Annotated in this window: 20 protein-coding genes and 1 tRNA gene; 13 read left to right on the forward strand and 8 right to left on the reverse strand. The window is 66.0% G+C overall.

Annotation, left to right across the window (positions count from 1 at the left end; translation table 11 throughout):
• Positions 1-37 precede the first annotated feature (37 nt).
• Positions 38-1,249: a formate-dependent phosphoribosylglycinamide formyltransferase gene (gene purT, locus IFU00_05760; GenBank protein MBD8541791.1), complete on the reverse strand. Its 1,212-nt coding sequence runs from the start codon at positions 1,247-1,249 to the stop codon at positions 38-40.
• Between the two features lie 132 nt (positions 1,250-1,381).
• Here purT and IFU00_05765 point away from each other — a divergent pair.
• A tRNA-Asn gene (locus IFU00_05765) sits at positions 1,382-1,457 on the forward strand.
• A gap of 62 nt (positions 1,458-1,519) precedes the next feature.
• Here IFU00_05765 and IFU00_05770 read toward each other — a convergent pair.
• Positions 1,520-1,834 (reverse strand): HNH endonuclease, encoded by a 315-nt coding sequence (locus IFU00_05770; GenBank protein MBD8541792.1) that lies wholly within the window; start codon positions 1,832-1,834, stop codon positions 1,520-1,522.
• A 165-nt stretch (positions 1,835-1,999) separates the two neighbouring features.
• Between IFU00_05770 and IFU00_05775 the strand changes: the two genes are divergently transcribed.
• Positions 2,000-3,649, forward strand: coding sequence for a response regulator (locus IFU00_05775; protein MBD8541793.1), 1,650 nt, complete (start codon positions 2,000-2,002; stop codon positions 3,647-3,649).
• Here the strand turns inward: IFU00_05775 and IFU00_05780 are convergent.
• Together IFU00_05780 and IFU00_05785 are read right to left on the reverse strand one after the other, a co-directional pair.
• Positions 3,631-4,086: a response regulator gene (locus IFU00_05780; GenBank protein MBD8541794.1), complete on the reverse strand. Its 456-nt coding sequence runs from the start codon at positions 4,084-4,086 to the stop codon at positions 3,631-3,633. The two genes, IFU00_05775 and IFU00_05780, sit on opposite strands and share 19 nt — an antisense overlap.
• The gene (locus tag IFU00_05785) at positions 4,079-6,337 is read right to left on the reverse strand and encodes a GAF domain-containing protein (GenBank protein ID MBD8541795.1); all 2,259 of its coding nucleotides are present in this window, start codon (positions 6,335-6,337) and stop codon (positions 4,079-4,081) included. Before IFU00_05785 ends, IFU00_05780 begins: the two co-directional genes overlap by 8 nt.
• A 158-nt stretch (positions 6,338-6,495) precedes the next feature.
• Between IFU00_05785 and IFU00_05790 the strand changes: the two genes are divergently transcribed.
• Entirely contained in the window at positions 6,496-7,056 is a 561-nt protein-coding gene (locus IFU00_05790; GenBank protein ID MBD8541796.1) for a DUF2325 domain-containing protein, read from the forward strand.
• A 1-nt stretch (position 7,057) separates the two neighbouring features.
• Here IFU00_05790 and IFU00_05795 read toward each other — a convergent pair whose 3' ends face one another.
• Positions 7,058-8,257 carry a hypothetical protein gene (locus tag IFU00_05795; protein ID MBD8541797.1) on the reverse strand — a complete coding sequence of 400 codons (1,200 nt, stop codon included), beginning with the start codon at positions 8,255-8,257 and terminating at the stop codon, positions 7,058-7,060.
• A gap of 137 nt (positions 8,258-8,394) precedes the next feature.
• Complete coding sequence (locus IFU00_05800) at positions 8,395-9,666, reverse strand: prolyl oligopeptidase family serine peptidase (GenBank protein ID MBD8541798.1); 1,272 nt, start codon at positions 9,664-9,666, stop codon at positions 8,395-8,397.
• A 198-nt stretch (positions 9,667-9,864) separates the two neighbouring features.
• Here IFU00_05800 and IFU00_05805 point away from each other — a divergent pair, with 198 nt between their 5' ends.
• The 10 genes from IFU00_05805 (at position 9,865) to IFU00_05850 (ending at position 20,397) form a co-directional block, all read left to right on the forward strand.
• Positions 9,865-11,547: an MFS transporter gene (locus tag IFU00_05805; protein MBD8541799.1), complete on the forward strand. Its 1,683-nt coding sequence runs from the start codon at positions 9,865-9,867 to the stop codon at positions 11,545-11,547.
• Position 11,548: 1 nt separating this feature from the next.
• Positions 11,549-12,640: an HlyD family secretion protein gene (locus IFU00_05810; protein MBD8541800.1), complete on the forward strand. Its 1,092-nt coding sequence runs from the start codon at positions 11,549-11,551 to the stop codon at positions 12,638-12,640.
• Positions 12,637-14,016, forward strand: a complete 1,380-nt coding sequence (locus IFU00_05815) for an efflux transporter outer membrane subunit (GenBank protein ID MBD8541801.1) — start codon at positions 12,637-12,639, stop codon at positions 14,014-14,016. Before IFU00_05810 ends, IFU00_05815 begins: the two co-directional genes overlap by 4 nt.
• A complete protein-coding gene (locus tag IFU00_05820) occupies positions 13,998-14,693 on the forward strand; it encodes a DTW domain-containing protein (GenBank protein ID MBD8541802.1) in 696 nt (231 codons plus the stop codon). Before IFU00_05815 ends, IFU00_05820 begins: the two co-directional genes overlap by 19 nt.
• Positions 14,694-14,750: 57 nt before the next feature.
• Complete coding sequence (locus IFU00_05825) at positions 14,751-15,128, forward strand: DUF393 domain-containing protein (GenBank protein MBD8541803.1); 378 nt, start codon at positions 14,751-14,753, stop codon at positions 15,126-15,128.
• Positions 15,125-16,162: an NAD(P)-binding protein gene (locus IFU00_05830; GenBank protein ID MBD8541804.1), complete on the forward strand. Its 1,038-nt coding sequence runs from the start codon at positions 15,125-15,127 to the stop codon at positions 16,160-16,162. Before IFU00_05825 ends, IFU00_05830 begins: the two co-directional genes overlap by 4 nt.
• Positions 16,159-16,881: a bifunctional 2-polyprenyl-6-hydroxyphenol methylase/3-demethylubiquinol 3-O-methyltransferase UbiG gene (gene ubiG / locus IFU00_05835; protein MBD8541805.1), complete on the forward strand. Its 723-nt coding sequence runs from the start codon at positions 16,159-16,161 to the stop codon at positions 16,879-16,881. The genes IFU00_05830 and ubiG overlap by 4 nt, the downstream gene beginning before the upstream one ends.
• A gap of 76 nt (positions 16,882-16,957) precedes the next feature.
• On the forward strand, positions 16,958-18,151 hold the full coding sequence (locus IFU00_05840; protein MBD8541806.1) for a PA0069 family radical SAM protein: 1,194 nt from the start codon (positions 16,958-16,960) through the stop codon (positions 18,149-18,151).
• 135 nt (positions 18,152-18,286) lie between these two features.
• Positions 18,287-19,705 carry a S41 family peptidase gene (locus tag IFU00_05845; GenBank protein MBD8541807.1) on the forward strand — a complete coding sequence of 473 codons (1,419 nt, stop codon included), beginning with the start codon at positions 18,287-18,289 and terminating at the stop codon, positions 19,703-19,705.
• An 89-nt stretch (positions 19,706-19,794) separates the two neighbouring features.
• Positions 19,795-20,397: a hypothetical protein gene (locus tag IFU00_05850; GenBank protein MBD8541808.1), complete on the forward strand. Its 603-nt coding sequence runs from the start codon at positions 19,795-19,797 to the stop codon at positions 20,395-20,397.
• A 110-nt stretch (positions 20,398-20,507) separates the two neighbouring features.
• Here IFU00_05850 and IFU00_05855 read toward each other — a convergent pair whose 3' ends face one another.
• Both IFU00_05855 and IFU00_05860 read right to left on the reverse strand, forming a co-directional pair.
• Positions 20,508-23,402 carry a c-type cytochrome gene (locus tag IFU00_05855; GenBank protein ID MBD8541809.1) on the reverse strand — a complete coding sequence of 965 codons (2,895 nt, stop codon included), beginning with the start codon at positions 23,400-23,402 and terminating at the stop codon, positions 20,508-20,510.
• The gene (locus IFU00_05860) at positions 23,402-23,887 is read right to left on the reverse strand and encodes a (2Fe-2S)-binding protein (GenBank protein ID MBD8541810.1); all 486 of its coding nucleotides are present in this window, start codon (positions 23,885-23,887) and stop codon (positions 23,402-23,404) included. Before IFU00_05860 ends, IFU00_05855 begins: the two co-directional genes overlap by 1 nt.
• Positions 23,888-24,177: the final 290 nt, after the last annotated feature.

Raw genomic sequence — 24,177 nt, forward strand, 5'->3', positions numbered from 1 at the left:
CAAATGCGGCCCTTTTTGTATTGGGGCCTGGATTGGCTTATTTGCCCGACACCGGCTTGACCTTCGCCGCTGCCTCAAGCGCATGTTCACGCGCCGTGGCGATATCGTCCGCCGTCGCCAGCGCCACGCCCATGCGCCGGCGTGCAAACGACTCCGGCTTGCCAAACAGGCGCACATCGGCGCCCGGCACCTGCAGCGCCTCGGCCACGCCCTCGAACGCAATACCCGTTTCATCGAGCTGACCGTAGATCACGGCCGATGCGCCCGGTGCGCGCAGGGCCACGTTCACTGGCAAGCCGAGAATCGCCTTCGCATGCAGTTCGAACTCGCTCTGCACCTGGCTGGCCATCGTCACCATGCCCGTGTCATGTGGGCGCGGGCTCACTTCCGAGAACCACACCATGTCGCCCTTGACAAACAGTTCGACGCCGAACACGCCCAGCCCGCCCAGATTGCCTGTGACCTTGGCGGCGATGTCGCGCGAACGTTCCAGTGCCAGCGGCTGCATCGGATGCGGCTGCCACGATTCGACGTAGTCGCCCTGAACTTGCTTGTGCCCGATCGGATCGCAGAAGCTCGTTACGACCTCGCCATCCGCGCCCAGCGAGCGCACCGTCAGCAGCGTTATTTCGTAATCGAAGTCGATGAAGCCTTCGGCAATCACGCGTCCCGCGTCAACCCGTCCGCCACTGGCAGCGTAGGCCCAGGCCGCGGCCACATCATCCGCGCTATCGAGCTTCGACTGGCCCTTGCCCGACGACGACATCACCGGCTTGACCACGCACGGAAAGCCCACGGCAGCGCAGGCATCCTGCAGTTCGTCCAGGCTGCTGGCAAACTGGTAGGGCGATGTGGCCAGGCCCAGTTCTTCGGCGGCCAGGCGGCGGATGCCTTCGCGGTTCATTGTCAGTTGCGCTGCCCGTGCGGTCGGGATGCAGGTGATGACGCCCGCCGCTTCCAGTTCGGCCAGCTTGTCGGTGGCGATCGCTTCGATTTCCGGCACCACGAGGTGAGGGCGTTCCTGCGCGATCAGCGCTTCGAGCGCCGCGCCATCGGTCATGTCGATCACGTGCGCGCGGTGCGCGACCTGGTGGCCTGGCGCGTTTGGATAACGGTCGACGGCGATCACCTCGACGCCCAGGCGCTGCAGCGAGATGATCACTTCCTTGCCCAGTTCGCCCGAGCCGAGCAGCATGACGCGGATTGCGGAAGGGGAGAGTGGGGTGCCGAGGGTGCGTGAAATGGTCATGGTCGTTCGGGGATCAAGGAGGTGGTGGGAAGCTGCGACTATATCAAAAGCGCCCTTTGGCAGCGGCCAGCCAGCCGATTCACACACTGCTCTGGTCAAACCGCAAATGCCCGGCTATAATATTGCCTCAATTCCCTGATAGCTCAGTTGGTAGAGCGACGGACTGTTAATCCGCAGGTCCCTGGTTCGAGTCCAGGTCGGGGAGCCAGAACAAGAGAAGGGCCGCATGCGAATGCGGCCCTTTTTGCATTTCCGGCGCCGGTTACTCCGTCAGCGCCCCTTCTTCTTGTTCGCGGTGTACGTGCGCGTATAAAACCCAGCCGGCTTCTTCTCCACCCACGCGATGAACGCCGCGATATCCGCATGCCCGCGCAACGATTCCCACGTGTGATAGGTCTGCAGCAGTTCGCGCTCGGTGAACGCCGAGTGGATTTTACGATGGCAGATCTTGTGGATCGGGTACTGGTCGCGCCCCTTGAACGTCTTCGGGATCAGATGATGGCGGTCGACGTGCTCGGTCCCCAGCGGCCGTCCGCACAGTGGGCAGGGGTCATCGGGCGTGGTAGTGGCTTGGTGATGTGGCATGCGCGTCATATGCAGGGCGATTTTTTACCGCACAAGTCTTGACCCGTGTTTGCCAGAATGATACCAAGCGGGACGAACCCTTGTTAAATGGTATTAGTGTAGAATTAACCCTGAATTCTCGCGCAGCACGTTACCCCTCCAGCCCTGAAAGCGACGCAGTTTGCAATGATCGAAGACAACTCCACCGTTTGTTCCGTGCTGTTGATCGACGACGAGTCGTTTGCCCAGGACATCATCGCCCATGGCCTCAAGAGCTGTGTTGGCCATCAGCTTCGTTATGAGTCGAGCCCCTCGCGCGCCGTCGAGGTTGCGCGCGATGTCGCTGCGACGGTGGTGATCGTCGATTTGCGCATGCCTGGCGGTCTGGATGGCTTTGATGTGATTGCGATGCTGCGCGCGCATCCGGACACGCATGACGTGCCGGTCATCCTGCTTTCTTCCGAAGACGACCCCGACACCAAGGCCAAGGCCTTTGCCATCGGCGCCAACGACTACATGGTCAAGTGGCCCGATCCGCGTGAGCTGGTGGCGCGTGTGCGGTATCACAGCGGCGCCTGCGTTGCGCGGCGTGAACGTGATGAAGCCTTCGCATCGCTGCGCCTGAGCCAGGAACAACTGGCAGCGAGCCAGATGGCGCTGCACCAGGCGCAAAAGATGGAAGCGATCGGCCAGCTCACCGGCGGTGTGGCCCACGATTTTAATAATGTCCTGCAAATCATCGGCGGCAATCTGCAATTGCTGAAGATGGTCGGCAACCTGAACGATGCTGCGCGTACGCGCGTCGAGATGGCGCTGTCGGGCGTCGAGCGCGGCGCCAAGCTGGCCGCGCACCTGCTGGCCTTCGCGCGGCGCCAGCCGTTGCAATCAGTCGTCATCGACCCGACCCACCTCGTGCGTGAGCTCGACGACATGGCGCGCCGTGTTCTTGGCGCCGGCACCCGGGTCGAGACCGAAGTCGCGCCCGAGCTGGGCAGCACTATGGTCGATCCCAATCAGCTCAACAATGTGCTGCTGAACCTGGTCATCAATGCGCGCGACGCGATGCCCGATGGCGGCACGCTGACCATCCGCGCCATCAACGCGACGGCCGACGACGATTTGCCGCCCGACGTGCCGCACAACGATTACGTGATGCTCGAGATCGCCGATACGGGCAAGGGCATGCCGCCCGACGTGCTGCGCCGGGCGTTCGAGCCGTTCTTCACCACCAAGCCGACGGGCCAGGGCACGGGCCTGGGGCTGTCGATGGCATATGGTTTCGTCAAGCAGTCGGGTGGCGAAATCGTGCTGCGCAGTGAGCCGGGCAAGGGCAGCAGCGTGCGTATCTATCTGCCACGCAGCACCGCAATCCCGGCCGAGCAAGCGGAGGCAGCCGTGCATCCGTCGCTGACGGGCGGCCTGGAAACCATTCTTGTGGTCGAAGACGAAGACGACGTGCGCTCATCGACTTGCGGCATCCTGTCGGCGCTGGGCTACGATGTGCTGGAAGCGCGCGATGCGGCCAGCGCGGCGGCGCTGGTGGAAGAGGGCCGGCATATCGACCTGGTGTTTACCGACGTGATCATGCCGGGGCCGCTGTCGAGCCTGCAATTGGGCGAGATCGTGCGGCGTCACCTACCGGAGTGCGAAGTGCTGTACACGTCGGGCTACGCCGAGGGCGTGCTGACCCACGAAGGCAAGCTGGACGCGTCGGTCCACCTGCTGCAGAAACCCTACCATCCGGACGCGCTCAGTGCGCGCATCCGTCATTTGCTGCGTCGTTCGCGGCGCGCCTCAGGCAAGCCGCAAACGGCCAGTCACTTCGGCTTGATGTAACGGTGCGAGCCTGGCGGCGGCTCGTTGAGCACCGCCCAGAAGATCCCCAGGTCGGCAATGGCGCGCACGAATTCATTGAAATCGACCGGCTTGACCACATACGCATTCACACCCAGCTCGTAGCTGCGGATCACGTCCTGTTCTTCCTTGGACGACGTCAGCATCACCACCGGCACTGACCGCAGTTCGGCGGTGGTGCGGATTTCCTTGAGCACTTCGAGTCCATCGACCTTCGGCAATTTCAGGTCGAGCAGGATCACGGCCGGATTGCCGAGCTGGCGGCCGTCGAATTCGCCGCGCCGGTGCAGATAGTCGAGCGCTTCGGCGCCGTCGCGTGCGACCACGACTTCGTTGGCCAGCTGGCTCTTCGACAGGGCGATGAGGGTGAGCTCCAGGTCGTGGGGATTGTCTTCTACCAGGAGGATGGGCTTAAGCATGGGTGCCTTGTTCTGTGATGGCTTGTTTGGGGAGGGTGAAGGAGAACGTTGCACCTTCGCCCAGGATCGAGTCGGCCCAGACGCGGCCATTGTGGCGTTCAATGATGCGGCGCACGTTGGCCAGGCCGATGCCGGTGCCCTGGAAATCTTCCATCCGGTGCAGGCGCTGGAACACGCCGAACAGCTTGTGCACGTAGTCGCGGTTGAAGCCGGCGCCGTTGTCGGCTACGTGGAACGCGATGTCGTCGCCGGCATCCTCGGCCCAGATCCGGATCACGGCCGGGTCACGCCCGCTGGTGAACTTGACCGCGTTGGACAGCAGGTTGAACATCGCCAGGTGCAGAAAGCTCGGATCGCCCTGCACGACGGGGAGGCGGTCGATGTGCCAGTCGACGCGGCGCTGGCCGATCTCGAGGCCCAGCTTGTCGATGCAGCCCGACACCAGGTCGGTCATGTCGATGCTGGTGGGGCGCAGCGCGGCGCGGCCCATCTGCGAGAACGACAGCAGATCGTCGACCAGCTTGCCGGCCAGGCGCGCCGACTCCTTGATGTTCTTTAAAAAGCGCTGGCGCAGCGCCACGTCTTCGCTGCCGGCCGATTCGAGCAGCAGGTCGGAAAAGCCGGCGATGTGGCGCAGCGGCGCGCGCAGGTCATGCGAGACCGAGTACGAAAACGCTTCGAGTTCCTTGTTGGCGCGGCCCAGTTCTTCGGCCAGTTCGGCCATCTGCTCGGCGCGCTCGAGCGCGATGCCCAGCAGCGCTGTGCGGAACTCGGTGGTCATTTCAATTTCAGCGGCGTGCCACGGCAGGCTGTGGCCGTGGATGGTTTCGCGCCAGGTGGCGAAGCTTTGGCGCGGCGACAACCGGCTCGGCGCACCAGGGGCGGCTTCCTTCTCGTATGGATTGCCGGCCCATTCCACGGTCTGGATCATTTCGGGGCGGAACCACAGCAGATAGTGCTGGTGGATGCGCGAGATCGGCAGCGCCAGCAGGCCGCTGGCATTGTGGAGAAAGGCGCTGGCCGGCGGGTACACGGCGGCGAGCTCGTCGGTGTGGAATACCTCGGTGTGGCCATGCACGGCAAGCCAGGTCGACAGGTCGCGAATAGCGGCGTCGTCCGGCGTATCGCCGTAAGTGAAGATACGTTCGTCTGCCACGATGGCCACGCCGCCGGCGCGGGCAAAGCGCAGCAGCTCGCCGGACACGCCGCGCAGATTGTCGATAAAGTCGGCGCTTTTGGTCAGGCGGCCAAGGATTTCGACCATGATGCGGCGCACGTCCAGGCGGAACTGCAGCTCCGCGCTGTCTTCGCGGCTCTCGACGCACAACGCGAGGATCTGACCGAGCTGTTCACAGGCCGTGCGTTTTTCGACCGATACCGCGCACGGGGCGGCGTTATGACACCCGATCAGCCCCCATAGCTTGCCCTTGACGATCAGTGAGACCGACATCGAGGCCTGCGTGCCCATATTGCGCATGTATTGCAGATGCACGGGCGAGACGCTGCGCAGCGCAGCGTACGTCAGATCGTTACGGGTGCCCGTGGCGGGATTGACCTCAGGTACCAGCGGTGAGGCATCGTAGTCGGCATTCTGGATGACGCGGATCGGCGAGCTCAGGTACAGCTCGCGCGCTTGGGATGGAATATCGCTGGCCGGAAACGACTGATTCAGATACGAGTCGTAGTCGGGCGCTTTGGCTTCGGCCATCACGCGGCCGTGGCCATCGGGGTCGAACCGGTACACCATCACGCGGCCGTAGCCGGTGACGGAACGTATATGGTGGGCCGCCAGCTCGGTCAGCGCAGGGATCGATGCCTGTTCGCCGACCTTGGCGAGAAAATCGGTAATGAGCGGATACAGGTGCCGAAAATCGGCGGGCTCGGCGCGATCGACAGCTTCAAACTCGGCGATCACCAGGCCGTCCCAGACGTGGCCCATCACATCGAAATGGCGGTCGTTGCCAAGCGTGACGGTGCCCAGATACATCGGACGCTGACCAAGCTTGTCGGTGGCCAGTTCGCGCGCCATGCGCTCGCCACAGGCCTTGCCGATGACGGCTGCCAATGGCAAGCCGATCGCCGCTTCCGCCGCCAGACCGGCCAGCGGTAGCAGGTTGGCGCTGGCCTGCAACACGTCGAGTGCAGGCGATAGCGTCAGCATGAAGCCGTGGGGCTGGATACCGCCAGGCGTGCGGATGGGCTCGCTGGCACAGCTGGAAATGTCGAGTTGGTCGGGAGATGCCTGGGTCATGGGCCGTTGGGGTAACGCACAGGTGAGCAGGGCCATATTGTATCGTGAAAGTTTGTTCTCACGTCACGATGTGTCGATTTGTCCCCCCTTCGACGCGCCCTTGAAATGAGAATCGTTCTCATCTAAGATGGGTGTTGGTTCAGGAACAGGAGGCGCAGATGGCCGCATACCGGGAAGCCGACGGCTTGGCTGGCGAACACGTAACGTTGCTACGTGCACATGCCGACGCGCAGGCGCGCTGCAGTGTACTGCTGCAGGAACAGGCCGCGCGCATCGCCACCATGGAGGCGCAGTTGATCCGCGCGCGGGGCGCGACGATCCGCGCTGCGACGGCACTGGCGTGGGAACGCGAAGACCGCGCCGCCCTTGATGCGGCGCTACCGGGCCTGGGCCGACGCGTGGCCTTGGGCCGCCAGGTGGCCACGTTGCAGGCGCGCGTGCATGAGTTGATGCGCGCACTACAGCGCCGTGAGCTGGCCGGGCAGACGGGCAGCGCGGGTCACTCGGCGCACACGCCGGCCGGCTTGGCCGCGGACCTGGAAGCAAGCCTGCAGGCCGCCGATCTGGTGATCTGCCAGACCGGCTGCATGAGCCACGGCGACTACTGGCGCGTGCAAGACCATTGCAAGCGCACCGGCAAGCTGTGCATGCTGGTGGACCAGCCCGACGGCTTGCAGATCGTGCGCATCCACCGGCCCCACGAGGTGTTGTCATCCTGAGCTACAGCGCAAAGAGGATGTCGCTGATCCGGTCGTACAGCGGATCAGCCGATGGCCCTTGATTGGGCCAGTTCAGGATATCGAAGTGGTCGTATCCCGGGTAGTTGCCGAGAAAGTTCCATGTTCCGCGCAGCGCCGTGCCGTTGTAGTCGCGCACCGGATGCCCGCCGGGCGCGCGCATGCTGACGGTGTTGACGACGCCGTCGCTCGGGAACCAGTCGCTGTCGATGCGCACCCGGTTTGGCACATTGACGGTGTAGCTGCCCATGCCGCGCTGGGCGGGCGAGGGCACGATCCACTCGCCGGCGAACGATTTGAAGTAGGGCATCATGTCGGCGCGCGCGTACTGGAACGCCGTTGTCTGGATCGGTGCGATCGCGCGGTCAGTGCCGTTGCAGCACCAACTGCCGCTGGCGGTGGCGAGGGTGCCCACTGAAAAATAGTAGACGCTGGGCGAAGTCAGCGCCCACCGGTTGAATTCGCGGGCGCCGTCCGGCGCGAGTTCCCAGCTGGCAGCCCGGCTGCGCAGGATGTCGCGCAGCACGATGGGCACATTGGGCAGGATATTCAGGACCGCATCACTGAGCGTGGTGCCATCGTGCGGCGCCGAGATGGTCGTCGCGCTGCGGATCCAGCCCTTCTTGCCGCCCTTGAACAGCGCGCCGTCGCCTTCGTCCATCATTGCACCGTGCTCCAGCAGCTGGATCAGGGCGCGGATGGTCATGCCACCCTGGCTGTGGCCGATCATGTGGATCGGATGGTCACGGCCCCATCGCGGGTGCAGCGCCGGCGGATACCCTTGCGGATTGTCGCGGGGATCGGCGGCCCAGCATTTGCCGGGCGGCTTTTGCACCTGACCGGGCACGCCCTGCGCGGCAACGTGCGCCTTGCCGTAGTCCACGCAACCGCCCTTGATTTGCGCATACAGCTCGGCGGCGCGGTCCCAGTTCGACGCGATCGGGCTGACGGCGGCGGCAACCACCGTGTGCGGGCCGCGGTAGACCTGCATGTGCGCCGCGATGTCGCCATAGCCGCCCCAATAATTGAAGCCGCTCTTCTGGAATTCGTCGGGGCCGAAGCCCAGAAAGCCGTGCACCAGCACGACGGGATCGTTGTTCGCGCCATGGGCGACGGGCGCGGCCAGCAGCCCGAAGACGACGACGAGGAGCGCGGCAGCGCAGGCGTGAACGAGACGAACCATGGGTATGCTCCGGACAATGCGACAGCCGCATTGTCTGATGCATCACCAAGCGGCGGTTTGCGCTGGATCGACCTGACGCACAGTAAAGCGAACTCATGCAGGAAGAACTGCGCAGGCCGCTTGACAAGCCTGCGCGATCAGCGCGCGGTCGTACTGCCCACCGACGTCGTCGGATCGGAGTCGGCTATCGGGTTCGGCGCCAGCATCAGCGCCGCCGTGGCTGCTGCTTTCTCGGCCCGGTCGATGCGCTCGTCATGCCAGACCACATAGTCGTCGACCGAGTACAGCCGGCAGGGCTCCTTGCTCTTGGCAGAGCAGGTCGCCAGTGCGCGTCCGTCCGGATCTTCGCCTTCTTCGGCCCAGGTCCAGCCGCCGCTGGCCGACACGGCAAACGCGCGCGGCGTCATCTTGGTCAGGTAGTCGCGGTAGGCGCGGCGGCCGGTCTCGGACAGGAACGGTACGGCGGCAATATCGTCGACCCGCGCATAATCGGTGCGCGCCGGGCTGGGCGGGGCAGGGACGTCGACCACGACGGCGGTCGGCATGCCGATCTCGCGCAGGAACTGTTCGGTATCTTGCAGCCAGACTTTTTCGCCGTCGCGGCTGGCCAGCATGCCGTGCGCGTCGCGCTTGAAGGCGGGGAATTCGACCAGACGGCCACGGCCGCCGGCCGCGGCATAGGCAGCGTGCATGCGGCTGGCCAGCTCCGGGCCGAACAGCGAATCGTTCTGGCCGTACATCCACAGGCTTGGGACTTTGGCTTTGGCGCCGTAATCGGCAAACGCCGCCACCAGCTGCGAGCGCCATGCGCAGCGGTTGCTGTCGTCGCGCAAGCCGCCCGCAAAATTGATCAGGCCGCGCACGCCCGGCAGCGCTTCGGTGCCCAGTGCGATGGCGGCCAGCCCGCCGTATGATTGGCCGGCCACGATCATGCGCGCGCCGTCGATCCACGGTTGCTGGCGTGCGTAGGCGAGGGTGGCGCGGATGTCTTCGGCCTGGGTATAGCCATTGGCCGTCATGTCGCAGCCGCGATCGCGGTAGCGTCCGCCCGACTTGGAAAAGCCCTGGCGCATCGGCACCATCACCGCGTAGCCACGCTTCACGAACACGGACGCCATATGATAGAAGCGGTCGCGCGACTGCAGGCTCGGGCGGCCCGCATCTTTGCCGTGGTTGATGACGATCAAGGGGAAGGGCCCGGCGCCATCGGGCTGGAACACCGTGGTTTCGAGCAGCACGTCATCTGGCCCGGCCGGTACCTGGATGACGCGCTCGTTCATCCGGTAGTCAAGCGTGCTGGTGACGGACGTCGATGCCGGCAGTGCCTGCGAGAAGCCGACTGCGGGCAGCATGGCCAGCGAGATAATCGAAGCGGAAATCAGGGTGCGGATGGCGTGGATGTTCGACATGGCTGACTCTGGAAATGCTGCCATACGAAACTATTTCCGTACGGCACAATCTGAGTCTAGGACCAATAAATCCGTAGGGCAATATCCGATTGGCCAACTTTCGCATTAAATGTTGCGGGTGTGGCGAAAGCGTCATCCGACGTGAAGTCGAGCAAAGGCGTAAGATAGCGAGCCTGACAATTACGGTGAAACAGCAGGATGAGCAAGTACGCGCCACGCGAATGGGCACCCGACGAAAAGCCGATGCTGCCCGGCTCTCCGTCCACGCCAGCGCACACGACAAAGCTGCGACTGGCTTATCTGGCGGTCGGCATCCTGGTCACGATCACGGGAGGCCTGGGCAACGCGCTGGTTGCCGTCAACCTGATCAATCTGCAGGGGGTGCTGGGCGCCTACCAGACCGAAACGGCCTGGCTGCCAGCCGCGTACGTGATGGCCAACGCATCGATGAACCTGCTGCTGGTGAAATTCCGGCAACAATTCGGCCTGCGCCTGTTCACCGAGTGTTTTCTGGTGCTGTACGCGCTGGTTACGCTGGCCCACCTGTTCGTCAACGATCTCGGCTCGGCCATCGCCGTGCGCGCCGCCCACGGCATGCTGGCCGCTGCAGTCAGTCCGCTCGGCCTGTATTACACGCTGCAGGGATTCAAGAAGGAGTGGCGCCTGAAAGGCATCGCGATCTCGCTTGGTACGGCGCAGTTGGCGTTGCCGTTGGCCTATATTTTCTCGGGCGACCTGCTGCGCATTGCCGAGTGGCGCGGGCTGTACATGTTCGAGCTGGGCCTGGCGCTGGTGTCGCTGGGCGCCGTGCTGCTGCTCAAGTTGCCGCCGGGTGACCGCATCAAGGCGTTCCGCCCTACCGACTTCGTCACGTTCGCGCTGTTTGCGCCGGGCATGGCGCTGCTGTGCATGGTGCTCACGTTCGGGCGCATCTTCTGGTGGACCGAGCAGGCGTGGATCGGCGTGGCGCTGGCGGTGTCGATCTTCCTGCTTGCGGCCGCGATGTGTGTCGAGCACAACCGTGCCAACCCGCTGCTCAACTTGCGCTGGCTGACCAACCGCAGCATCCTGCGCGTGGCGCTGTCGTTGCTGCTGGTGCGCATCGTGCTGTCCGAGCAGAGCGTCGGCGCGGTGGGTTTCCTGCGCGCCGTGGGGCTGGACAATAACCAGATGCAGTCGCTGTTCCTGTGCGTGCTGGCGGCCACGGTCGCCGGCATCGTGGTGTCGGCCCTGACGGTCAACGTCAAGCACCTGATGGCGCCGCAGGTCATTGCGCTGCTGCTGATGGCGCTGGGCGCCTGGATGGACGCGCACGCCACCAACCAGACCCGCGCCGAGCAGATGTACCTGAGCCAGAGCCTGCTCGCATTTGGCGGCACGCTGTTCATCGGGCCGTCGCTGATTTCGATGATCGTCACCGTGATCGGCAATCCCGGCGCCCTGATCAGTTTCTCGGTGCTGTTCGGCCTGACCCAGAATCTGGGCGGCCTGATCGGCTCGGCGCTGGTCGGCACGTTCCAGATCATGCGCGAGAAATTCCACTCGTCGACGATTGTCGAGGGCCTGAGCTTGCTCGATCCGCTGGTGGCCGGGCGCATCCAGTCCGGTGCGGCGGCGGCAGGGCAATTGCTGGCCGATCCGGCCGCGCGCACGCGCCAGAGCCTGGCATCGCTGGCCGCCAGCGCCACGCGCGAAGCCAACATCCTGGCCTACAACGACGTGTTTTTGATGATCGCCCTGATTGCCGCCGTGAGCGCGACCTGGATTTTCCTGCACGCCGTCTGGATGCATTACAACCTTCCGGCTACCGCCCCGGCTGCTGCACCCACACCCGCCGCACCTGTCAACAATACTCCCGCACCCATTACCGTCACCGATTGATATGTCAGAACCTGTTCCCACCCCCGCGCGCCCGAAGCGCAAGATCATCCTCAGTGCGCTGGCCTTTGCCGCCATCGCGCTCGCCGGCATCCTGATCGTGCTGTACGCCTGGAACCTGCCGCCGTTTCGCAGCACGCTGCAGGCGACCGAGAACGCGCTGGTGCGCGGTCAGGTGACGATCATCAGTCCGCAACTGAGCGGCTACGTTACCGAGGTGCGCGTGCAGGATTTCCAGACCGTCAAACAGGGCGAACTGTTGCTGCGCATCGATGACCGGATCCCGATCCAGCGGCTGGCGCAGGCACGGGCCGAACTGGCCAACCGCAAGGCGGCGCTGGCCAATTTCGCGCAAACGAACGCCAGCGCCCGCGCGACCATCGCCCAGAACCAGGCGCTGCTGGCCTCGAACGAAGCCCAGGCACGGCGCAGCAGCGCTGATTTGCGCCGCGTGGAAGAGCTGGCGGCCGACGGTTCGCTGTCGGCGCGCGAACTCGACGCCGCGCGCGCCACCCGCGCCCAGTCCACGGCCAGCCGCGACCAGGCGCGCGCCTCCGTCGAAATCGCACGCCAGAACCTGGCGTCGGTCGGCGTCAACCGCGCCGCCCTGGAAGCCGCGGTTGCCAGCGCCGAAGCGGCCGTCAAGCTGGCCGAGATCGACCTGGCCAATACCAACATCACCGCGCCGCGCGACGGCCAGCTGGGGCAAGTGACCGTGCGTCAAGGCGCTTTTGTGAATGCCGGCGCGCAGCTGACCGCGCTGGTGCCGAACCAGATGTGGATCATCGCCAACCTGAAGGAAACGCAGATGGCGGGGGTCGCCGTTGGCCAGCCGGTCAGTTTTAGTGTCGACGCGCTGGGCGGCGCCAAGCTGCGCGGCCACGTCGAGCGCATCGCGCCGGCCACCGGTTCGGAGTTTTCGGTGATCGCGCCGGACAACGCCACCGGCAACTACGTCAAGATCGCCCAGCGGATTCCGGTGCGCATCAGCATCGACCCGAACCAGCCGCTGGCCAACCGCCTGCGGCCCGGGATGTCGGTGGTGACGACGATCGATACGGCTGCTGCCACTACGGCGAACGCGGGGCAGCGGTGAAGCGGCGGTTAGTGGTTCTGGCGGCGCCGTTGCTGCTGGCTGCCTGCGCGATGGCGCCGCAGCCGGCGCCGCCGTCCTCGGTGACGGTGCCACTGGCGTGGCGCACGACCTTGCCTGGCGCGAATGCCAGCGTCGAGCGCGACTGGTGGCGTGCGTTCGGCGATCCTGCGCTGGACACCCTCGTGCAACAGGCGCAGGCGAACAATGGCGATCTCAAGGTTGCCCGCGCGCGACTGCAGGAATACCAGGCGCGCATTCGCGTGGCTGACAGCGCGCGCCTGCCGGCGCTGAACCTGTCGCTGGCGCCGACCCGGGCGCGCGCCATCGGCCCGCAAGGCACGCCGATCGAATCGACGTCGCTCGTGGGCGCGGTGCAGGCCAGCTACGAGCTGGACCTGTTCGGCCGCGTGGCCAACACCGTCGAGGCGGCGCGGTTCGAGGCGCTGTCGCAGGAGGCGGCGCTGGAAGCGGCGGCGCTGGCGGTGGCGGCCAACACGGCGTCGGGCTACCTGAATCTGTTGGGCCTGGACGCCCAGCTGGCGCTGGCCAAGGCCACGCTGGCCTCGCGCGAGCGCTCGTACAATCTGGCGCGGCATCAGTTCGAGGTGGGCTACAGCTCGCGCCTGGAAATGTCGCAGGCCGAGGCCGAATTGCACGCGACGGCTGGCACCGTGCCGCAGCTGGAGCGGCAGGTGGCGCAGCAGGAACAGGCGCTCAATCTGCTGCTGGGTGCGAGCCCGGGCGCGATCGCGCGCGGTACCGATCTGCTGTCGCTGCGAGAGCCGACCCCGGGCGCCGGCTTGCCGTCGGAACTGCTGCGGCGCCGGCCCGACATCGCCCAGGCCGAGCAGGCCATCGCGGCGGCCGACGCCAGTCTGGCCGTGGCGCGCGATGCGCTGCTGCCGTCGATCCGGCTGACGGCGTCGCTCGGGGCAGGGGCGGGCGGCATCACGCAATTGCTGCGTTCGCCAACGGAATTGTGGAGTATCGGCGGCAGTGTGCTTGCGCCCTTGTTTGACGCGGGCCGCCTGCGTGCGCAGGCCGAGATCGCCAGCACGGTGCGCGATCGCGCCATTTATGGTTATGAAACCGTGGTGCGCACGGCGTTTGCCGAGACCGAGAATGCCCTGGCGTCGATCGACGGCTTGCAGCGGCAACTGGTGGAAGCCGAGGCACGGCGCGCGGCGGCCGGTGAAGTGCTGCGCGTGGCGCACAACCGCTACACGAATGGTTATGCGTCGTACCTGGAAGAGCTCGACGCGCAGCGTACGGCGTTCAGTGCCGATCTCGCAGCGCTGCAACTACGCACGAGTTTGCTGGCGGCGCATGTCGACCTGTACCGGGCGCTGGGCGGTGGCTGGACGCCGGCGCCGTGAACGGTGTGGCTGGCTTCAAACGCGCTGTCTGCACGACGTGCCTGCGGGCGCAGTCGGCCTGCATCTGTCGCTGGATCACGCCGATACAGGCGCAGGCGCACTTGCTGATCCTGCAGCATCCGCTGGAAGTGGGCAATGCCAAGAACAGCGCGCGCTTGCTGCATCTGTGCGTGAGCGGCAGCGTGATGGCGACCGGCGAAGCCTTCGATGCGGAGGTGCTCGATGGCTTGTTGCATGTGGATGGGCGCACGCCCGTGCTGCTGTATCCGGCCACACCAGATGATGCCGGGCTGCCCGCACCGCCGCCGATGCCGGCGCTGCCTGCCGAGGCCCTGCGGCTGGTGCTGCTCGACGCCACCTGGCGCAAGAGCCGCAAGATGCTGTACATGAACCCGGCGCTGCAACGGCTGCCGCGGCTGGCACTGACCGACGTAGCGCCGTCGAACTACCGCATTCGCAAGGCGCACGCGCCGCATCAGCTGTCGAGCCTGGAAGCGGCGGCGCAGGCGCTGGGGCAGCTGGAACGCGCGCCCGGGCGTTTCAGCCCGCTGCTCGACGCCTTCGACGGGTTTGTCGCACAGCAAGCGGCCTATGTACGCACTTGCGCTGCCGGATCACTCGCAGGCGACGCAAGTCAGTCTGATGAACAGGGCGTGAACCGTTTAGCGGGGCATTAAACCGAAACACCCGTGACGGTGAACCGCATTTTGACCTGTTTCCTGTATGATCAAATCATGCAAGAACAATCCTTCACCTCCCCCACGGTGTACTACGACGGCGGCTGCCCGGTATGCACCCGCGAGATCGCCCTCTATCAGCGTCAGGACGGCGCAGACCGGGTGTGCTGGGTCGACGTCGCCCACTGCGCGCCCGAAGCGCTTGGCCCGGGACTGAACCGCGAGGCCGCCATGGCGCGCCTGCACATGCGTCGTCCCGATGGGACCCTGGCCAGTGGTGCGGAGGCATTCACCCTGCTGTGGCGGTCCCTGCCGCGCTGGGCCTGGCTTGGACGGCTGCTGGGGTCCAGGCTCGCATTGGCGGTGCTGGAGCCGGCCTACCGCCTGTTCCTCGTCATGCGGCCGCTGTGGCGCGGCCGCGGCAGCAAGCGATGAGTGGCACGAGCCTGCGGGTGGCAGTGGTGGGGGCGGGCATTGCCGGGGCCACCTGCGCGCGTGCGCTGGCCGATGCCGGTCATGCGGTGCAGGTGTTCGACAAGTCGCGCGGCGTAGGCGGGCGGATGTCCACCAGGCGTGTGACGCTCGATGGCGCCGATGCCGATGCCGTGCTGGGCCTGGATCACGGGACGCCGTGCTTTGCTGCCACGGGCGCCGACTTCCTGGGTTTCGTGGAAGAGGGGCAGCGCGCCGGGCTGCTGGCGCGCTGGACGCCGCGCCTGGCCCCACACAGCGCAGCCCTGCCTGGCGGCGCGATGTGGGTGGCCACGCCCGACATGCCGGCCCTGTGCCGCACGTTGTTGACGGACCTGCCGTTGCATACCCTGTGCACGGTCGATGGCATGCGTCGCAGCGGTGCAACGTGGTCTCTGGAGAGTGCCGGTGTGACCGTGGCCGATGGCTTCGATGCCGTGGCGCTGGCAATCCCGTCGCAACAGGCGGCCGCGCTGCTGGGCGTGCATCGACCGGATTGGGCCGCGCGCGCGCAGGCCGTGCCGATGTTGCCCGTCTGGGTCTTGATGGGAATGACCGACGCGCCCGCAACGGGCTGTGACTGGGACCTGGCGCTGCCCGCATCTGGTCCGCTGGCGCTGGTGGTGCGCAACGATGCCAAGCCGGCCCGGGCAGTGCTGGCGGGGCAGGCCCAGTGGGTTGTGCACGCAACGCCCGACTGGACCGGCGCGCATCTGGACACGCCGCCCGACCAGGTGCAGGCGATGCTGCAGGCGGCGCTTGCCGATTGTGTCGGCGGCGCTCTGGCCTGGCGTTTCGCGGCTGTGCATCGCTGGCTGTATGCAACGCTGGCAGCAGCGCCCAATGACGAGCCGGCCACTGGTGCCTGGTGGGACGCGGGCATGGGGCTTGGCGTGTGCGGCGATGCCCTTGCCGGCGGCGGTGTGGAAGGCGCCTGGCGCTCCGGTCGCGCGTTGGCCGCCTTGTTGTCCGCTGCTGCGAACGGGGGCCGGGCATGAGCGCGCTTGCAGACGAAATCGCCCGCTTCGACCGACTCGGCGCCACCTGGTGGGACCCGAACGGACCGATGCGGCCGTTGCATGTCACGAATGCGCTGCGCCAGGCTTATCTGCTGGCGTGCATGGCGTCGCATTTCGGCCGCCCCGATATGTCGCTGGCGGGTCTGCGCATCCTCGACGTCGGCTGTGGCGGCGGGCTGCTGTCAGAACCGCTGGCGCTGCGTGGCGCGCAGGTGGTCGGCCTCGACGCCTCGCCAGGCAACCTGGCAGCGGCGCAACGTCACGCCAACGCCAGCGGCGCGGTCGTCGATTATCGCCTCGGCGAACTGGAATCCGTCCTGCAGCCCGACGAATGCTTCGACGTCGTATTGGCGCTTGAGGTGGCCGAGCATGTGGCCGACCCCGACGCCTTCATCGAAGAGGTAGCTCGGCGCGTTGCGCCCGGTGGTTTGCTGCTGGCGTCGACGATCGACCGCAGCTGGAAGAGCTACCTGTTGGCCATCGTGGCCGCGGAGTACGTGTTGCGCGTGCTGCCGCGTGGCACACACCAGTGGCATCGCTTCGTCAAACCCGCCGAGATGCTGGCTGCAGCCACCGGGGCCGGGCTGCAGCGGATCGACTTGCGCGGCATGCGTTACCTGCCGGTGTTGCATCGGGCCTCATGGTGCAGCGATACGAGCGTGAACTATCTTGCGACCTTTGCCCGTCCGCACAACTAGCGGCTTGCGTGCGTCTTGAATTTGGTGGGGTGGCGGCGTAATATACTGTATAGACATACAGTATGGAGCAGCGGCCATGATCGACACCGATGAGCCCATCCGCCGCGAGCGGGTAGAAGAACACATCATGCTGGCGCCACCGCGCGTTGCACGCAAGGGGCGTGGTGCGGTGTCGAATATGCAGGGACGCTACGAGGTCAACGATCGCGAGCGTTTTGACGACGGCTGGTTCGATGCCGATTCTGAATCGGCTGTTGATTCGACCGGTGAATCGGCTGCGTTCAAGACGGTGGTCACCGACGAGTTCGCCAAGACTATCCTGTCGCGCAATACGTCGCCCGATATTCCGTTCAGCGTGTCGCTCAATCCCTACCGGGGTTGCGAGCACGGCTGCATTTATTGCTTCGCGCGGCCCACGCACAGCTATCTCGGCCTGTCGCCGGGCCTTGATTTTGAATCCCGGCTCTTCGCCAAGGTGAATGCTCCCGAACTGCTGCGGCGCGAACTCGCTAAGCCCGGCTACGTCCCCGAACATATCGCCATCGGCGTGAATACCGATGCCTACCAGCCCTGCGAGCGTGAGCGTCGGATTACGCGTCAGGTAGTGGAGGTCTTGTCCGAATGCCGCCACCCGCTTGGCCTGATCACCAAGTCGTCGCTGATCGAACGCGATATCGACCTGCTTGCGCCGATGGCGGCCAACAACCTGGCCTGCGCGGCAGTAACGCTCACGACGCTCGACGCGCAGATTTCGCGCACGCTCGAGCCGCGCGCGGCCGCGCCAATGCGCCGCCTGCGCACGATCCGCACACTGACCGACGCCGGCATTCCCGTCAGCGTGAGCGTGGCGCCGATCATCCCGTTCGTGACCGAGCCCGAGATCGAACGCATCCTCGAGGCGGCGCGCGACGCCGGCGCGGTCGGTGCGCACTACACGGTGCTGCGCCTGCCGCACGAAGTCAATCCGCTGTTTCAAGAGTGGCTGCAGGCGCATTTCCCGGATCGCGCGCAGCGGGTGATGAACCGCATCCGCGAGATGCGCGGCGGCAAGGATTACGATGCCAACTTTGCACAGCGCATGCACGGTGACGGCGTGTGGGCCGACCTGATCCGTCAGCGTTTTGAAAAAGCAGTCGAGCGCCTTGGCTTCAAGTCATTGCGCGGGCGCTTCGGGCGGCTCGATCGCTCGCAATTCAGGCGACCAGTGGTGGTGCCCGCGACGACACGCCGCGGCGGTGCGCAGGGGGCAGGGCAACTGGACCTGTTCTGAGAATGCAGCTGCAGCTGATGCGCCAGCGCTGAACGCAGATCTGCACAGCCTCCTGCTTACACCTGCTTACAAGCGCTTAACCGCACACAACACGCGGTCAGCAGAGAATCGGTCGATCATCAAGGACACCGACTCATGAAACGACTTCGCGCCACCATTCTTTGCCTTCTCTTTCCCCTTGTCGCCGCAAGCACCTGCCAGGCAGGCGAGCCGGTCGTGGTTCCCGCTGCCGAATTCCAGGCCTTGCTCTCGGCCTATGCGCTGGTAAAAACCCGGTACGTCGAAGCGCCGGACGACAAGAAGCTGCTCGAAGGGGCGATCGCCGGCATGCTCGCCTCGCTCGACCCGCACTCGGGCTTTCTGGACAAGGACGAACTCGATGCCCTCCGCAAGGACGAGGCTGGCGAGTACACCGGCATCGGCATCAGTGTCGACTTCGCTGCCGCCGACATGGTGGTCACGGCGGTCACCGCAGACTCGCCGGCGTACCTGGCCGGCATCGAGCCGGGCGATACGATCGCCTCGATCGACGGCGCAACGATCTCGGGCATGCGCTTGCCCGACATTGCGCGGCGCATGCGCGGCGTGCCCGGCAGCGCGCTGGACATCGCGTACCGGCGGGGCGGCAGCGGCTCCGTTCGTACCGCCAGGCTGCACCGGGCGGCGTTACTGGCGCAGACCGTCACGACACGTGCAATGCCAAACGGCGTCGCGTGGATCCAGGTATCGGCATTCGAAGGGCGCACCGCGCAGGACCTGGTTGCGGCCTTGAAAACGCTCGATGCAAGCGGGGCGCCGCGCGGCATCGTGCTCGACGTGCGCAATGATCCGGGCGGCCTGGTGTCGGCCGCGGTCGGCGTGGCCGGGGCATTCCTGCCGCCAGGGACGCCGTTATTTTCGGCGCGCGGGCGTGCCACCGCTGCTGATCCTGCTGCCGAAGCCGCTGCCGCTGCCGAAGCCACCGTCACGGTCGATGCGCGGTTCTACCGGCGGCCAGGCGAGCCGGACGTACTGGCCGACCTGCCCCCTTGGGCGCGAACGGTGCCGCTGGCGGTGCTGGTCAACGGTGCGTCGGCCTCGGCCGCCGAATTGCTGGCCGGCGCATTGCAGGATCACCGCCGCGCCACCGTGCTTGGTTCGCGCACGTTCGGCAAGGGCTCGATCCAGAGCATCTTTCCGCTGACCGGTGACAGTGCCGTCAAGATCACGGTGGCGCGCTACTTCACGCCAAACGGCCACGAAATCCAGGCGCGCGGGATCACGCCGGACGTGATCGTGGCGCCGGATCCCGCTCGTAACGATGCGCTGGGACTGGCATTGCGCGAGGAAGATCTGGCGCAGCATCTCGCCGCGATCCTGCCTGCACAGGATGACGCATTGCCCACGACACGCGCCGGGGTGGAAAGCACGCGCATGTTCGGCACGCGTGACGACAAGGCGCTGGCGGCCGCCGTCAGCTTGCTGGGGCCGGGGCAGGCATCCCGTGCCGACAGCGTGCTGGGCGCACTGTCCCCAAGCCTGAAGCAACTTGGTGCAGCACTGAAACGATGGTGACGCGCCGGGTAAGTTTCGGTAAAGCAGCACGACAGCCAACTGGCGTGCGCCTATATTCGTGATCATCCTTTTCTGACCATGGGTGTCGTATGCCAATTCAAACCACGTTCTCGCGCTTGCCTTGCTGGCTGCGCACCTGCCTGCTGTCACTGGCTCTGGCCACGGCCGGCGCCGGCACGGCGCATGGCGTACCACTGACCGATCTGCGCGCCGAAGATCTGCTGCCAATGGCGGGCGACCTGAAACAGTCGCTCGGCCTGAGTCCCAACCAGCAAACCCTGTGGAACAAGGCCGAAGGGGCGTCACGCACGATCCTGCGCGATCGCTCCCGGCGCCGCGCCGCGCTGCAGGAATGGGCCAGGACCCTGCTGGCCAGCCCGGACGCCGACCTGCGCAAGCTCGACGCAGCCACCGACGCCGAAAGCGCGACAGCGAACGCGGAGGACCGGCAACTGCGCGCGCGGTGGCTCGACGTGAACGATGGCTTGGACGATCACCAGCGCCGTCAGGTTGCCAGCCGACTCGGTGAGCAGTTGCTGCGCGTGGTGCCTGACGGCAGCCAGCGCAGTGGCGCGCCGGCTGGACCGCGTGACGAGCAGAACCGACGCGGCGGGCCTGGCAACGGGCGTAGCCCCGGTGCCGGTCAGGGACCGGGTGGGCCGGGCGGCGCTTCTCTGAACTTCGGCGGCTGACCGACAGCGTGCACGCGATCATCTGCGATGATCGCGGCGTTATCCGGCCTGCGACGACGGCGGTGCCGGCACCAGCAGAGAGCAGCCTTTGTGCGCGCGGACCTGGTCTCTCAGTGCGCTGTGCGCAGCCGCGCTGACGCCACGTCTTTTTCCAGGTTGCTCCAGGCGGGCTTGTCCCCGGCGAACGTGCTGCGCACATAGACCAGCAAATCGGCCACCTGCTTGTCGCTCATGCTGTCGGCAAAGCCCGGCATATAGCCCAGATCGGCGTTGGCGGGTTGCTGGATGCCGTTCAGGATCACGTGGATCAAATTGTCGGGCTTGTCGCTATGGACGCTGGTGTTGACTTTCAGTGACGGGCGCACGCCGAACAGGGTCGGGCCGCTGTTCTCCATATGGCACGCAGCGCAGGCGCCATGGAACAGGCGCTTGCCATTGGCCATGCCAACCGTCTGCAGAGGGTTGACCGCCGCAGCCGGCGGCATGGCCAACGGCGCAGCCGGTTCTGGCGCAATGGCGGCACCGGCCTGGTCATTCAACGACGCCAGATAATGCGCCATCGCCCGCACATCGTCACTCGGCAACTGTGCCAGTTCCGCCACCACCGGCGCCATCGGGCCGGCGGCAATCCCGTGCCGTGCGGAGAAACCCGTGCGCAGATAGGTAAACAACTCATCCTCGGTCCACGCTGTCGGTGCTTTCGAATTGCCCGTCAATGACGGTGCTTCCCAGCCATCGACCACACCGCCGGTCAGGTGATGCAGGCCTTTCTTTTCCGCGCCCATGGCGTTGCGGGGCGAGTGGCAGGCGCTGCAATGTCCGGCCCCTTCGACGAGATACGCGCCGCGGTTCCACAGCGTCGAGCGATCCGGGTCCGGCTGGAATACCTCGGGCTTGTGAAACAGCGCATTCCACCCCGCCAGCAATGGCCGCATATTGAACGGAAAACGCAGGCTCGACGCCGGTACATGTTGCTCAACCGGTGTTTGCACCATCAGGTACGCATACAGCGACTGCATGTCCGCGTCGCTCATCTTCGCGTAAGCGGTGTACGGAAACGCCGGATACAGGTTGCGCCCGTCGCGGTGGATGCCTTCGCGCATGGCGCGCTCGAAGGCCGCAAACGACCAGTTGCCGATGCCGGTTTTTTCGTCTGGCGTGATGTTGGTGGTGTAGATCGTCCCGAAGGGGGTGTCGAGCGCATGGCCGCCCGCATTGGTCACGCCGCCGCCCGGGGCCGTGTGGCATACGACGCAGTCGCCGGCCAGCGCCACCAGGCGGCCGCGCTCGATCGTCGCGGTCGAATACAAGTCCGGTGACGGCGGGGCGACCGGCGCGATCGCCGCACGCCATGGCATCGCCAGCGTCAGCGTGGTGCCGATCGCGGCGAGCGCGCCACCGATCCAGCCTGCTGTTTTGAGGCGGCGCCAGGCGGTCGGTGTCTGCTGCGCGGTCAGCGCCTGCTTGACCTGCGCACCCGAGAATGGCGCACTGCGCAGGCGCACGCCGGTTGCATCATGGATCGCATTGGCCACCGCGGCTGCCGCCGGCAGCGCGAATGCGCCACCGGCCTTGAGCTGCACATCCTTCGACTGCAGCCCGGCCGGTGGGCCGATCACGTCAACGGCCGAGGTGATCGGCCGGACCACGATCTGCGTTGCCGGGCCCGGGCTGCCCGACGCCCAGTCATCAAACCCCGTGCCCGGCGTAATCAGGTGCGACACGGCCAGCCTGGCCTGCGTGTCTGGCGCGCCGGCGCCGAGCGCCGCCTGCGCACCGTCAAGCGCGGGCATACCTTGCAGATCGTGGCCGGCGATAGCGCGTGTCACGCTCAACTCGCCCGATGCCGGGTCGTATTCGACGTCCGCCACCCAGGCCGACCAACTCTGCACCGGTTGCCCCGCTTCGTGCTCGATCGTCGTGGCGTAGCCGAAGCCGCGCCCGCGCAGCACGCCGCTCGTGCCAGCCCGGCTGGCAACCTCACCCGTGGTGCGTGCCTGCCAGTGCGCCGCCTGTGCGACCGACCGGATCAAGCGCGCGCCGCGTGGATCGTCCACGTGTGCGAGCCGGTACGCCACCGGGTCCTGGCCCGCCTGGTTGGCGAGCTCGTCGACGAACGACTCCTGCGCGAACGTCACTGCGGCTGGCGCGATGTCGTCGCCCGTGCCGATGCGCCTGACCTCGACCGCAGGCCAGTCATACGGCGGCGCCAGCGTCTCTGCCGGCGTGTGACTGACGTCGCCAAGATCATGGGCGCGTCCGGTCAGCAGCCAGGCCAGCGGCGGCGTGGCCGCCGGCTGGTCGACGTCGAGGCGGTAGTGGTGCAGCCCGTTGCTGTCGACCCGTGCGCCCGCATGCAGCAGTGTGGTGCGCGGCGTTGTCGCACCGGCTTCCAGCGTCAAAGAGACTGCGCAACCCAGCTCGAGGCAGAGCAGGGCGGCGACGCCTGCTGCATCGATGGCCGCGCGCGCTTCGCCATCCGATTGCGCCGCGCGCACCGCCTGTACGGCGATCCGTCCGGGCGCGACGCGCAGCAGGTCGGCCAGTTCACGGGCCACCGCGCCCGCGGCAAAAGGCAGGTCGATCTGCATGCCTTCAGGGACCGGCGTGGCCTGCACCGTCACGGCGCCGGGCGCGCCATCCGGCATGCCGGGCTGCCAGCGATACGACGATGCCAGCGTGTCGGCTGCATCCGCATTCGGATCAATCGCGCCGCGTCCGAACAGTCGCCTGGGCAGCGCCACGCGCGGCAGCCTGGCGTCGTTCGCGTGATTGTCCGATCCTGCGCTCCAGGCGCAGCGCACCAGCGGCCGCGCCGCGCGCGCTGCGCCGTCCGACGTGGCAATGACAGCCACCAACTGCTTGAGGACGACCACCTGCTGCACGCCGGACTGGCCCAGCGCGCGCGTCGTATCGATCCGTTGCAGGCGCGCGCCGCAATACCGCTCGCCGTTCCAGGCCAGTGCTGGCGGAAGTACCAGCCGTGCGTACAGGGGAGGTGTCATCAGGCGACGTCTCCACGCGTCAGCTCCACCGCGCGCAGTGCGCAGCGCATGATCTCGACATGGGTGCCGCAGCGGCACAGATTGAAATCGAGCTCGTTGCGGATCTGCTGTTCGGTCGGCGCCGGGCAGCGCAGCAACAGCGCCTTGAGCGTCATGATCATGCCGTTCATGCAGTAGCCGCACTGCGCACCCTGTTCATCGATGAAGGCCTGCTGCACGGGGTCGAGCGTGCCGTCGCGTTCCAGGCCGTCGAGCGTGATGACTGCGCGCCGGGCCACACCGGCCAGCGGAATCACGCACGAGCGCGCGGCCACGCCGTCGATGAGCACCGTGCAGGCGCCGCATTCGCCCAGGCCGCAGCCGAACTTGGGACCGTTCAGGCACAGATCGTTGCGCAGAACATTCAGCAGGGGCGCGTCGCCCGCGATGTCGAGGCTGACGGGTTGACCGTTGACGTAAAAAGCGATGGGGACCGTGGTGTGCATGTTCATGGATATGCTGCGACAACAGTTTCAGAGATTAACCCAGCCTGGGTAGTTCAGCCTGAAAAGCGTGCGGCCAACCGCTCTCATGGCGATCGGGCAAGCCTTGAATCAGGATGCTCAAATCGAGTGTACACGATGGAAAATTTCACGACAATGTGAAATTTTATGGCCCCTGCGGATTGCCGCCTGGTGGTGCGTTATGACAGCTCCTGCGCGCGTTTTCGGTGCTGCGCTGCACCCGTAACGGGATTTTTACATGACAGGAAGACGCTGAAAAAAAGCTTGTTGCA

This window comes from Oxalobacteraceae sp. CFBP 8761, assembly GCA_014841595.1.
In the GTDB taxonomy this organism is placed as follows: Bacteria; Pseudomonadota; Gammaproteobacteria; order Burkholderiales; family Burkholderiaceae_D; genus Telluria.